Genomic DNA, 12103 nt, shown 5'->3' on the forward strand with positions numbered 1-12103 from the left:
GGGTGTTTGTCGTATCCCTCGCGCATTTAGCGCCAGAGAATCAAAGTCTTAGCTTGATGTCAGTCATGAAACCTTTCCCTGTAAGTCGATGTAATTCAAAAATTTTCGCTTTAATCCATTGCTCGGTGCTGTCACGTTTTAAAACTTCATGTTTTATGACAATCATTTTATAAAACGCCGTTTTAAATTTATTTTATTGCTATTTGTTTCTGCGTCATTCGATTAATCATGAAAGTGTGATCGGAGTCGAAACGATGTTTCATTATAGTGACGGCGATGGCGTTTTTAGCGGGGAAGTGGCGGTTTTAAAGGCTTCTGGTATGGAAGTTGACAGGCTAAAATGGGCTGAAAAAAACTAATAATTAATCCTTGAAATGATTAACAACCTAATTTATTTCGTATGTTAAACGAAATAAAAAAAGCCCTAAAAAAAGAGGGCTTTTATTCAGCGGAAATAATTACGCTTTCAGGAAGTCCTGACGAAGTGGCGTAAAAGTATCGAGCAGAGTACCGGCTTTCAGGCATACGCAGCCGTGCATAATATTCGGCTGTTTGTACAGGGTATCACCCGCGCTCACCACATGTTTTTCATCACCAATGGTGAACTCAAATTCACCGGACAGCACGTAGGTTAGCTGTTCGTGCGGATGGTTGTGCATCGGGCCAATTGCGCCTTGCTCAAAGTTCACTTCAACCGCCATCATCTTGCCATCGTGTGCGAGTATGCGACGGGTCACGCCATTGCCCAGATCTTCAAGGGTCGTTTCTTTATGGAAAATAAACATCCGGCTGTCCTGTATTAAGTTGAAACAATGTTTTATTAAATTTATATCAGAAGCGAACAAAAAGAAACGTATCGCCAGAGAAGTGGAAAGTTGATCACAACTTTGCTTCACTGGAGCGACAACAACACACAAGGAGAGAAGATGAAAACGATAGGCCTGTTGGGTGGTATGAGCTGGGAATCAACCATTCCTTATTATCGGTTGATCAACGAAGGGATCAAACAGCAGCTTGGTGGCCTGCATTCGGCGCAAATTTTGCTGCACAGTGTTGATTTCCATGAAATTGAACTGTGCCAGTCTCGCGGTGACTGGCAGCGCGCGGGCGAGATTCTGGCACAGGCGGCGGTGGGGCTTCAGCAAGCGGGCGCAGAAGGAATTGTGCTGTGTACTAACACCATGCACAAAGTCGCCTCGGCGATTGAAAGCGCCTGTGACGTGCCGTTCCTGCATATTGCCGATGCCACCGGCAGGGCGATTAGCCAGCAGAAGATGACTAACGTTGCGCTGCTTGGTACACGCTACACCATGGAACAGGATTTTTACCGTGGCCGCTTACAGCAGGAGTTTGGCATTAACACGCCGGTTCCTGAGCAAGAACAACGTCAGAAGATTAACCAGATTATTTTTGACGAACTCTGCCTGGGGGAATTTCGTGCCGAATCTCGTGATTACTATCTGGAAGTGATTGCCTCTCTGGCAGAGCAGGGCGCGCAAGGGGTTATCTTCGGTTGTACGGAGATTGGCCTGCTGGTTCCGGTGGAACAAAGCCCGTTACCGGTCTTTGATACCACCGCGATTCATGCGTCAGATGCGGTTGCGTTTATGCTTTCTTAACGCGATTGAGCACCGCGTCCAGCGGCGTAGTGATGCGCGTCAGGCTGGATTGAAGGTGAGTGATAAACGCTTCGACCAGCGCCGAGCTTGGGCGATGAAGCGGGCGAATCAGGCTGACGGTAAAAGGCACATCAATGCTAAAGCGGCGGATAGCCACGCCGCTGTGGGCGTAATCCAGCGCCGTCAGTGGGTTGACCACTGAAATGCCGACACCGGCTTTGACCATCGCGCAAATAGATGCGGCGCTGTGTGTTTCAACCACCATCCGCCGCTTAACCTGATGCTCATTAAACAGCGCGTCCAGCAGTTGGCGATAGCTGTCGGTGCGCGACAGGCTGATATAGTTTTCACCCTGGAAATCTGCGGGCGTTAGTACGGTTTTCGCCGCCAGCGGATGCGCCTGCGGCAGCACACACACTTCATTGAGCGTAAGCAGTGCCGTGCGCTCGGTTCCGGCGGGCGTATGCAGCGTTTCCGTTAGCCCTAAATCATGGCGCTGGGCGGAGAGCCACTCCTCCAGTAATGGGGATTCCTGCGGCACAATCTGCACGTTAACCTGCGGATAACGGCTTAAAAACGGTTGCAGTAGCGCTGGCAAAAATGACTGTGAAAACACCGGCAGGCAGACTACCGACAGCTCGCCCTGGCGGAACTCGCGCAGGCTTTCGGCGGCGCTAACAATTCTGTCCAGGCCATACCAGGAACGCTGCACTTCTTCAAACAGACGCAGCCCTTGCACCGTAGGATGCAGGCGGCCTCGGCTACGTTCAAACAGCTTTAACCCCAGCACTTGTTCAAAGCGCGCCAGTTCACGGCTCACGGTTGGCTGCGAGGTGTGCAGCATACGCGCGGCTTCCGTCAGGTTGCCTGCCGTAATAATGGCATGAAAGATTTCGATATGGCGCAGGTTAACGGCAGGCATGGGCGATCCTCGAATCAGCTAGTCCATATCATTTTTGCATAGACTCGCGATAAAACGATATTTTTTATTCCTTTTGGGCTATGGCGTAATCATAAAAAAATGCCAATACCGGAGTACACCATGCCACGCCCACTCAACAGCACTGATACTGACCTGAACGCCGAAAACCTGCTGCGCCTGCCTGCCGAATTTGGCTGCCCGGTGTGGGTGTATGACGCGCAGATTATTCGCGCGCAAATTGCCCGGCTGAACCAGTTTGACGTGGTGCGTTTTGCGCAAAAGGCATGCTCGAATATTCATATTCTGCGCCTGATGCGCGAACAGGGCGTCAAGGTGGATTCCGTCTCGTTAGGTGAAATTGAGCGCGCGCTGGCGGCGGGTTATGAACCTGGTGCGAACAGCGACGAGATAGTCTTTACCGCCGATATGATTGATCAAGCGACGCTTTCAAGAGTGCGTGAGTTGCATATTCCGGTGAATGCCGGATCGGTGGATATGCTGGAACAGCTCGGCCAGGTGTCGCCGGGGCATCGCGTGTGGCTGCGCGTAAACCCTGGTTTTGGCCACGGGCACAGCCAGAAAACCAATACCGGCGGCGAAAATAGTAAACACGGCATCTGGTATAGCGACCTTCCGGCGGCGCTGGCGGTGATCCAACGTTATAAACTGAAACTGGTGGGGATTCATATGCACATTGGTTCTGGCGTTGACTATGGTCATCTGGAACAAGTGTGCGGTGCAATGGTGCGTCAGGTGATTGAATTTGGTCAGGATCTTGAGGCGATCTCAGCGGGCGGTGGTTTGTCGATCCCGTATCGCGAAGGAGAGGAGTCGATCAACACCGATCATTACTTTGGCCTGTGGAATGCCGCGCGGGAGCAGATCGCTAAACATTTGGGTCACGCCGTAAAACTGGAAATTGAACCCGGGCGTTTTCTGGTGGCGCAAGCGGGTGTGCTGGTGGCGCAGGTGCGCAGCGTGAAAGAGATGGGCAGCCGCCACTTTGTGTTGATTGACGCCGGTTTTAATGACCTGATGCGTCCGGCAATGTACGGCAGCTATCACCATATCTCGGCACTGGCGGGCGATGGACGTGCGTTGGCGCAGGAGCCGTTGTTGGAAACGGTAGTTGCAGGGCCACTGTGTGAATCCGGTGATGTCTTTACCCAGCAAGAGGGCGGCAAAGTGGAAACGCGGCCGCTGCCTGCGGTCGTGCCGGGTGATTATCTGGTGCTGCATGATACCGGAGCGTACGGTGCGTCGATGTCGTCGAATTACAATAGCCGCCCGTTGCTGCCGGAAGTGCTGTTTGATAACGGTGTGGCGCGGTTGATTCGCCGCCGCCAGACCATTGAAGAATTGTTAGCGCTTGAATTAGTGTGAGCCAGTGCCCGATGGCGCTACGCTTATCGGGCCTACAGTGCTGAGCGATGCCCGATGGCGCTACGCTTATCGGGCCTACAGTGCTGAGCGATGCCCGATGGCGCTGCGCTTATCGGGCCTACGGTGCTGAGCAATGCCCGATGGCTGGGCCTACAGTTTGCCTGGCGGGTCTGTTCTGGTAGGCCGGATAAGGCGCTTGCGCCGCCATCCGGCAAATTATTTGAAATATGGCCCCGTGGCCACCGAGTCGCGCAACACTAACGTGCCGGTAAACGGAGGGATAGTTTCAATCTCCTCGCCGCTAGCCAGCTTAATGGCCTGGTCGATAGCCGTGATAATCATGTTATCGATGGGCAGATAGACCGTTGACAGCGCTGGCTCCAGCCATTTTGCGCTGGGGGCATCATCAAAGCCAAACAGCGAAATATCCTGCGGAATTCGCAGCCCCGCCTGATGCAGCGCTTTCGACGCGCCCAGCGCCATATCATCGTTAAAAGCAAACAGCGCGCTGAACTTCACCTTCTCATTGAGTAGTTCATTGCACATGTCATAGCCGCAGTTCATGCCGGCATCCCCGTGCTTCACTTTGGCGGGATCCCACGCAATCCCGTGCTGTTCCAGCGCCCGGCGGTAGCCCTGTAAACGAGCTTTACCGGTTGGGGTATGAATCGGAACGGTAATACAGGCAATATCGCGGTGACCCTGAGAAATCAGGTATTCGACCGCCTGAAACGCGGCGTCTTGTTGCTCGAAGAACACGCAGCGGTCACGCGCCTGGCTAACGTCACGGTTGATAACCACCAACGGCATCGGCGTATTGTTCACCAGCGACATAATCGCTTTCTCGCTCATATGGCGGGTATAGAGCACGATGGCATCGCACTGGCGATCGGCAAGCATTTGCACCGCTTGTTCTTCACGCTCCGGCGTGTCGTGCCCGTCGGTGACGATAAGCTGTTTGCCCCATGCTTCCGTCTGGCGAGAGGCTTGCTGGAGCAGGCGACCAAAGTAAAAGCCGTCAAAAGTAGACACCACAAGACCAATGCTGTTGCTGGTACGGTTAGCCAGCGAGCGCGCCAGAAAGTTAGGGCGATAGCCTAGCTCCTCCATTGCTTTGAACACCAACTGGCGGGTGCTCTCTTTCACCTGACCCGTTCCATTTAGCACGCGGGATACCGTCGCTTTAGAGACGCCAGCGCGTATTGAGACATCCAGCATTGTTGCCATTATTATTCCCTGAGGCTTCGTAGTAGGTTGCAGTTTATCACAGTCATTCAGAGGCATATGCTCTATGACCGAGGCAAATAACCGCTGAGATCACGCTTTTTAGCGACGCGGGGAAGAATTTATACAATGTATAACTGAATTATTCATCATTGATATGGTTAATGAAAACCAACGGAATGAAGGACATATTATGGCCATTCAGCCACTGTATGCTGTGCCGCAGTATACGCAACAGGCGAGCGACTGGCCGTGGCAAGCGTTTGGTGAAGGGCTGCCGCGTGAGTTAGTACATCGGTGATGCCCTCGACTACCCGGACACCACCGTGCATCTGTATCGCTATGCTTTAGGCGCGTCGGATGGCGCAATCACCGAGTGACGGCGCACCAGCGTAGGGCTGAACAGGTGAGTAATATCCGGCAGCGGTTTTTTCTCCGCCAGCGCCAACGCAAGCTCGGCGGCCTGAGTCGCCATCGTAATGATGGGGTAACGGATGGTGGTCAAACGCGGGCGCACATAGCGTGAAACCAACACGTCATCGAAGCCAATCAGCGAAATTTCCTGCGGCACGTCGATACCGTTATCGTTGAGCACGCCCATCGCGCCTGCCGCCATCGAATCGTTGTAGCAGGCCACGGCGGTAAACTGTTTGCCGCGCCCAAGCAGCTCAGTCATCGCCAGCTCGCCGCCGCTTTCGTCCGGCTCCGCAAAGGTTACTAAGCGGTCGTTACACGGCAGGCCGTTCTCTTTCAGCGCATCGTAATAGCCCTGTAGGCGGTCTTCCGCATCTGAAATGGAGTGGTTTGAGCAAATATAACCAATGCGGGTATGCCCCTGCTGAATGAGATGGCGCGTCGCCAGCCAGGCTCCGTAGCGGTCATCCAGCGCCACGCAGCGCTGTTCAAAACCGGGCAGAATACGGTTAATCAGCACCATTCCTGGGATCTGTTTCATCAGATCCGCCAGCTCGGCGTCAGGGATCAGCTTCGCGTGTACCACTAATGCCGCGCAGCGGTGGCGAATCAACTGTTCAATAGCCTGGCGCTCTTTCATCTCGTTATGGTAGCCATTGCCAATCAACAAAAAATTACCGGTGTTATAGGCCACCTGCTCGACGGCTTTTACCATCGCGCCGAAAAATGGGTCGGAAACATCGCCCACCACTAAGCCGACGGTTTCGGTTGACTGCTGCGCCAGCGCGCGAGCATTGGCATTTGGGTGATAGTTGAGTGTTTCCATTGCCGTGAAAACGGCCTGGCGCGAGGCATCGCTGGCTTTGGGGGAATTATTGATGACGCGGGACACGGTCGCGACGGAAACGCCTGCCAGCCGGGCCACATCTTTTATTGTCGCCATAATATGCCTTAATGAAATTTCAGAGGGTAAACGCTTACACCATACCAGTGTTACGGAAATCCCTGTGCTATTCAAGGATGACTCTGTGGAGAAATGCACAAATCTGCCGTGCAAACAGCCTGCTGTGAGAGAGTTACACAGTGATTTGCAATCAAACGTGATTATTCAAATGTTTGCTTACACTTTGCGAAGTGCTGTTGCGAATGACCGCTGGAGGAGAGGCTAGCCCCATTGGTAATCTGAATATCCCAGAGGTATTGATAGGTGAAGTCGCCTTTACGGGCTGACCGCTTAATTACACCAACCTGCGCAGATGCGCAGGTTTTTTTTTCTTCGTCCCTTCTGCCCACTGCTTTTCCGGCGTTTTCTCGTGTACCCTGCAATGACAAAAACTACGGCAAAAGGAGTTGGTATGCTTCTCTGTTTCTTTCGTCAACTTTTCAAGGTGTTATTCAGAGTTCGGATGACCGGTAACACCGAGGCGCTGAATCAGCCTAAAGTGCTGATTGCCCCTAACCATGTCTCGTTTATTGATGGCATTCTGCTGGCGCTGTTTCTCCCCGTTCGCCCGGTTTTCGCCGTCTATACCTCTATTTCCCAAAAATGGTTTATGCGTTGGCTTACGCCAATCATCGATTTCGTCCCGCTCGACCCGACAAAGCCGATGTCTATCAAACACCTGGTGCGCCTGATTGAACAAGGTCGGCCGGTGGTTATTTTCCCGGAAGGGCGTATTTCGGTTTCGGGTTCACTGATGAAGATTTACGACGGCGCGGCCTTTGTGGCGGCGAAGTCGGGGGCGACGATTATCCCGGTGCGCATTGAAGGGGCGGAACTGAGCTACTTCAGCCGCCTGAAAGGGCTGGTAAAACGCCGCCTGTTCCCGCGCATCCATCTGCACCTTTTACCGCCGACGACGCTACCGATGCCAGAAGCGCCGCGCGCCCGCGATCGCCGTAAAATTGCCGGTGAAATGCTGCACCAGATTATGATGGAAGCCCGCATGGCGGTGCGCCCACGGGAAACGCTGTATGAATCGCTGCTGTCGGCGATGCATCGCTTTGGCGAGAAAAAACCGTGCGTTGAAGATATCAACTTCCAGCCGGACAGCTACCGCAAGCTGCTGACCAAAACGCTGTTTGTGGCGCGTATTCTGGAAAAATACAGCCAGAAGGGCGAGAAAATTGGCCTGATGCTGCCAAACGCCGGGATCAGCGCGGCAGTGATTTTCGGCGCTATTGCCCGTGGGCGCATTCCGGCGATGATGAACTACACCGCTGGCGTTAAAGGGCTGACAAGCGCCATTACCGCCGCGCAAATCGGCACTATTTTTACCTCGCGCACGTTCCTTGATAAAGGCAAACTTTGGCCTCTGACCGAGCAACTGACGCAGGTGCGCTGGGTATTCCTCGAAGATTTAAAAGGCGATGTCACCCCCGCCGATAAGCTGTGGATTTTCTCTCGCGTACTGATGCCACGCCTGGCGCAGGTGGCGCAAAAACCGGAAGACCCAGCGATTATCCTCTTTACCTCGGGTTCTGAAGGCCATCCGAAAGGGGTGGTGCACAGCCATAAGAGCATCCTCGCGAACGTAGAACAGATTAAAACCATCGCCGACTTTACCGCCAGCGACCGTTTTATGTCGGCGCTGCCGCTGTTCCACTCGTTTGGCCTGACGGTCGGCCTGTTGACCCCACTGCTGACCGGCGCACAGGTGTTTCTCTATCCCAGCCCGCTACACTATCGCATGGTGCCGGAGCTGGTTTATGACCGTAACTGTACTGTGCTGTTCGGGACATCGACTTTCTTAGCGAACTACGCGCGATTCGCCAACCCGTATGATTTCTATCGTCTACGCTATGTCGTAGCGGGGGCGGAAAAACTGCAACAGAGCACCAAAACGCTGTGGCAGGATAAATTTGGCCTGCGCATTCTGGAAGGCTACGGCGTGACCGAATGCGCGCCGGTGGTTTCGATTAACGTACCGATGGCGGCAAAACCGGGCACGGTAGGGCGTATTCTGCCGGGAATGGATGCGCGCCTGTTGGAAGTGCCGGGTATTGAGCAGGGCGGACGTTTGCAGGTGAAAGGGCCAAACGTGATGTCGGGCTACTTGCGTGTAGAAAATCCTGGTGTACTGGAAGCGCCAACGGCGGAAAACCAGCACGGTGAGCTGGAATCCGGCTGGTATGACACCGGTGATATTGTCGCTTTTGACGCGCAGGGCTATGTGCAAATTCAGGGGCGTGCTAAACGCTTTGCCAAAATTGCCGGTGAGATGGTGTCGCTGGAGATAGTTGAACAGTTGGCGCTGGGCGTATCGCCGGACAAAATGCACGCGACGGCGGTGAAAACTGACGCCAGCAAAGGCGAGGCGTTGGTGCTGTTTACCACCGATAACGAACTGACCCGCGACAAGCTATTGCAGTACGCGCGAGCTAACGGCGTGCCGGAGCTGGCGGTTCCTCGCGATATCCGTTGGCTGAAACAGCTACCGGTGTTGGGGAGCGGCAAACCGGATTTCGTCGCCCTTAAAAGTATGGTTGCAGAGACGGAACAGCCGAATGCGTGAGTCAGTACACACTAACACCTCTCTTTGCTCAAAAGGGATGATGGCGGTGATTGCCGCCCAGTTTCTCTCGGCGTTTGGCGATAACGCGTTACTGTTCGCTACGTTGGCGCTGATGAAACAGCAGTTCTATCCAGACTGGAGCCAGCCGGTCTTACAGATGGTGTTTGTGGGCGCTTACATTATTTTTGCGCCGTTTGTGGGCCAGATTGCCGACAGCTTTAGCAAAGGCCGGGTGATGATGTTCGCCAACGGCCTGAAGCTGGCGGGAGCGGCGCTGGTTTGCGTCGGCATGAATCCATTTATTGGCTACACGCTGGTGGGGATTGGCGCGGCAGCCTACTCTCCGGCGAAGTATGGCATTTTGGGCGAGATAACCACCGGCGATAAGTTAGTGAAAGCTAACGGGTTGATGGAGGCCTCGACCATTGCGGCGATTCTGATAGGCTCTGTGGCGGGCGGTGTGGTGGCGGACTGGCATGTTGTCGCGGCACTGGTGCTTTGTGCCACGGTGTATGGTGGTGCGGTGGTAGCTAATGTGTTCATTCCACAATTGCCCGCTGCGCGTCCCGGGCAATCCTGGCGTTTTCGCCCGATGACCCACCATTTTTTTACGGCCTGCAACGTGCTGTGGCAGAACAGTGAAACGCGTTTTTCGTTGATGGGCACTAGCCTGTTTTGGGGCGCGGGCGTTACGCTGCGCTTCCTGCTGGTGCTGTGGGTTCCGCTGGCGCTGGGGCTGACCGATAACGCTACGCCAACCTATCTGAACGCGATGGTTGCCGTGGGGATTGTGGCGGGGGCAGCGGCGGCGGCAAAGTGGGTGACGCTGGATACGGCGGCGCGCTGTATGCCTGCTGGGGTGTTAATTGGCGTGGTGGTCGCGATATTTGCGCTGCAACACGCCATTTTACCGGCCTATGCGCTGCTGCTGATTATTGGCATTTGCGGTGGTTTTTTTGTCGTACCGCTCAACGCGCTGTTACAGGATCGCGGTAAACATACCGTCGGCTCCGGCAATGCGATTGCCGTGCAAAACCTCGGTGAAAACAGCGCGATGCTGATTATGCTCGGGCTGTACTCGCTGGCTGTCGCCGTGGGAATCCCTGTTGTTGGCGTCGGCGTTGGGTTCGGCGTGTTGTTTGCCCTGGCGATTATCGTGCTGTGGCTGTGGGGCAAACGGTAACCGTGCCGGATGGCGGCGTAAACGCCTTATCCGGCCTACAAGTTTGCACATCGTCGGCCTGATAAGCGCAGCGCCATCAGGCAATGGCGGTCACCGTGCCGGATGGCGGCGTGAACGCCTTATCCGGCCTACAAGTTTGCACACCGTAGGCCTGATAAGCGCAGCGCCATCAGGCAATGGCAGTCACCGTGCCGGATGGCGGCGTAAACGCCTTATCCGGCCTACAAGTTCGCACTCCGTAGGCCTGGTAAGCGCAGCGCCATCAGGCAATGGCGGTCACCGTGCCGGATGGCGGCGTAAACGCCTTATCCGGCCTACAAGTTCGCACACCGTAGGCCTGATAAGCGCAGCGCCATCAGGCAAGACGCGGTCAATTTTTACGGTGCTGGGTAGGTATAAACCTGATGCACCGCTTCAATCTCCGCTAAAACCTCTTCACTCAACTCCAGATGCAGGCTCTCAACGTTCGTTTTCAACTGCTCCATTGTGGTTGCCCCCAACAGGGTGCTGGCGACAAACGGCTGGCGGCGAACGAACGCCAGCGCCATTTGTGCCGGGTCGAGATTATGCCGTTTGGCGATATCGACATAAGCGGCAACCGCTTTTTGCGTCTGCTCACCGCTGTAGCGCGTAAAGCGGCTAAACAAAGTATTACGCGCGCCCGCAGGCTTCGCGCCGTTAAGGTACTTCCCGGTTAACGTGCCAAACGCCAGGCAGGAATAGGCCAGCAGTTCAACGCCCTCGAACTGGCTCACTTCCGCCAGCGCCACTTCGTAGCTGCGGTTAACCAGGCTGTACGGGTTTTGAATGGTGACGATGCGTGGCAGGTCATGTTTATCCGCCAGATGCAGATAACGCATCACGCCAAAGGCTGTTTCATTAGACACGCCGATATAGCGAATTTTACCCGCGCGTTGATATTCGGTGAGCGCTTCCAGCGTTTCCAGCAGCGACACCACCGGCGCGGAATCCGCCCAAGTGTAACCAAGCTTGCCAAAGCAGTTGGTCGGGCGCTGCGGCCAGTGCACCTGATACAGGTCGAGATAGTCCGTTTGCAGGCGCTTCAGGCTGTTATGCAGGGCATCACGAATGTTTTTACGATCCAGCGCCTGATTGGGGCGGATACCGCTGTCGTTATTACGTGATGGGCCGCTGACCTTAGAGGCGATAACCAGCTTTTCGCGGTTACCGCGTTTCGCCAGCCAATTGCCGACGTAAGTCTCAGTAAGCCCCTGCGTTTCTGGGCGCGGAGGTACAGGATACATCTCAGCGACATCAATCAGGTTGATACCCTGACTGACCGCATAATCAAGCTGTTCATGGGCGTCGGCTTCGCTATTCTGTTCACCAAACGTCATTGTACCAAGCCCAAGGGTGCTTATCTCAAGTGAGCTGTGGGGGATACGGTGGTAGTGCATAAGCCAGCTTCCTTTTAGTGACCGCGTCGGGAAAGAGTCCCGACAAAGGAATATAAAAATGGCAGAGGGGGAGAAAAAGGGAAAGCAGAAAATAAAAAAAGGCCAGCAAGCGGCTGACCTCTACATTTATCGTTTAATGATTTGCGACACATCGTCACGGTTGATCTGCATTCTGTTGCCTTGCTGATCTTCGTAGCTGATAAGCCCGGTGTCATCATCGACTTCTGGTTTACCGTCAGTCAGGATCATTCGGCCATCTTTTGTCGCCATCACGTAATCGCTGCTACAGCCGGAAACGGCAAACGCTAAACCTACTGCGGAAATCAATACTGCCCATTTTGTCATCGTTATCCCCCTTCAACGCCGCACTTTCTATAGTCTAGTAATAACCGACCGCGTGAACAGCATAAAGCAGGAAAATCTTA

General features: G+C 54.3%; 10 protein-coding genes and 1 pseudogene. 5 read left to right on the top strand and 6 right to left on the bottom strand.

The window, feature by feature from the left end; genetic code table 11:
- Positions 1–458: 458 nt before the first annotated feature.
- The gene (locus AC6I4B_RS04650) at positions 459–785 is read right to left on the bottom strand and encodes a cupin domain-containing protein (RefSeq protein ID WP_497769972.1); all 327 of its coding nucleotides are present in this window, start codon (positions 783–785) and stop codon (positions 459–461) included.
- Between the two features lie 141 nt (positions 786–926).
- On the opposite strand from AC6I4B_RS04650, the gene AC6I4B_RS04655 reads away from it, so the two are divergent.
- Complete coding sequence (locus AC6I4B_RS04655; protein ID WP_497769973.1) at positions 927–1619, top strand: aspartate/glutamate racemase; 693 nt, start codon at positions 927–929, stop codon at positions 1617–1619.
- Here AC6I4B_RS04655 and AC6I4B_RS04660 read toward each other — a convergent pair.
- Complete coding sequence (locus AC6I4B_RS04660) at positions 1606–2541, bottom strand: LysR family transcriptional regulator (RefSeq protein WP_497769975.1); 936 nt, start codon at positions 2539–2541, stop codon at positions 1606–1608. The genes AC6I4B_RS04655 and AC6I4B_RS04660 overlap by 14 nt on opposite strands.
- 120 nt (positions 2542–2661) lie before the next feature.
- Here AC6I4B_RS04660 and lysA point away from each other — a divergent pair, with 120 nt between their 5' ends.
- Positions 2662–3924, top strand: coding sequence for a diaminopimelate decarboxylase (gene lysA / locus AC6I4B_RS04665; RefSeq protein WP_497769976.1), 1263 nt, complete (start codon positions 2662–2664; stop codon positions 3922–3924).
- Positions 3925–4140: 216 nt separating this feature from the next.
- On the opposite strand, the gene AC6I4B_RS04670 is transcribed toward lysA, so the two are convergent.
- Positions 4141–5151: a LacI family DNA-binding transcriptional regulator gene (locus AC6I4B_RS04670; protein ID WP_497769978.1), complete on the bottom strand. Its 1011-nt coding sequence runs from the start codon at positions 5149–5151 to the stop codon at positions 4141–4143.
- A gap of 287 nt (positions 5152–5438) precedes the next feature.
- Here AC6I4B_RS04670 and AC6I4B_RS04675 point away from each other — a divergent pair.
- Positions 5439–5528, top strand: a pseudogene (locus tag AC6I4B_RS04675) (GNAT family N-acetyltransferase); the annotation flags it as partial.
- Here the strand turns inward: AC6I4B_RS04675 and galR are convergent.
- A complete protein-coding gene (gene galR, locus AC6I4B_RS04680) occupies positions 5489–6505 on the bottom strand; it encodes an HTH-type transcriptional regulator GalR (protein ID WP_497769979.1) in 1017 nt (338 codons plus the stop codon). The pseudogene AC6I4B_RS04675 and the gene galR sit on opposite strands and share 40 nt — an antisense overlap.
- A gap of 412 nt (positions 6506–6917) precedes the next feature.
- Between galR and aas the strand changes: the two genes are divergently transcribed.
- Both aas and lplT read left to right on the top strand, forming a co-directional pair.
- Positions 6918–9077: a bifunctional acyl-ACP--phospholipid O-acyltransferase/long-chain-fatty-acid--ACP ligase gene (gene aas, locus AC6I4B_RS04685; RefSeq protein WP_497769981.1), complete on the top strand. Its 2160-nt coding sequence runs from the start codon at positions 6918–6920 to the stop codon at positions 9075–9077.
- Positions 9070–10260, top strand: a complete 1191-nt coding sequence (lplT, locus tag AC6I4B_RS04690; protein ID WP_497769982.1) for a lysophospholipid transporter LplT — start codon at positions 9070–9072, stop codon at positions 10258–10260. Before aas ends, lplT begins: the two co-directional genes overlap by 8 nt.
- 377 nt (positions 10261–10637) lie before the next feature.
- On the opposite strand, the gene AC6I4B_RS04695 is transcribed toward lplT, so the two are convergent.
- Both AC6I4B_RS04695 and AC6I4B_RS04700 read right to left on the bottom strand, forming a co-directional pair.
- Positions 10638–11678 (bottom strand): NADP(H)-dependent aldo-keto reductase, encoded by a 1041-nt coding sequence (locus tag AC6I4B_RS04695; protein WP_497769984.1) that lies wholly within the window; start codon positions 11676–11678, stop codon positions 10638–10640.
- Positions 11679–11804: 126 nt separating this feature from the next.
- The gene (locus tag AC6I4B_RS04700) at positions 11805–12023 is read right to left on the bottom strand and encodes a YgdI/YgdR family lipoprotein (protein ID WP_097162008.1); all 219 of its coding nucleotides are present in this window, start codon (positions 12021–12023) and stop codon (positions 11805–11807) included.
- Between the last annotated feature and the right edge of the window lie 80 nt (positions 12024–12103).

It is taken from the genome of Kluyvera fluvialis (genome assembly GCF_059725275.1).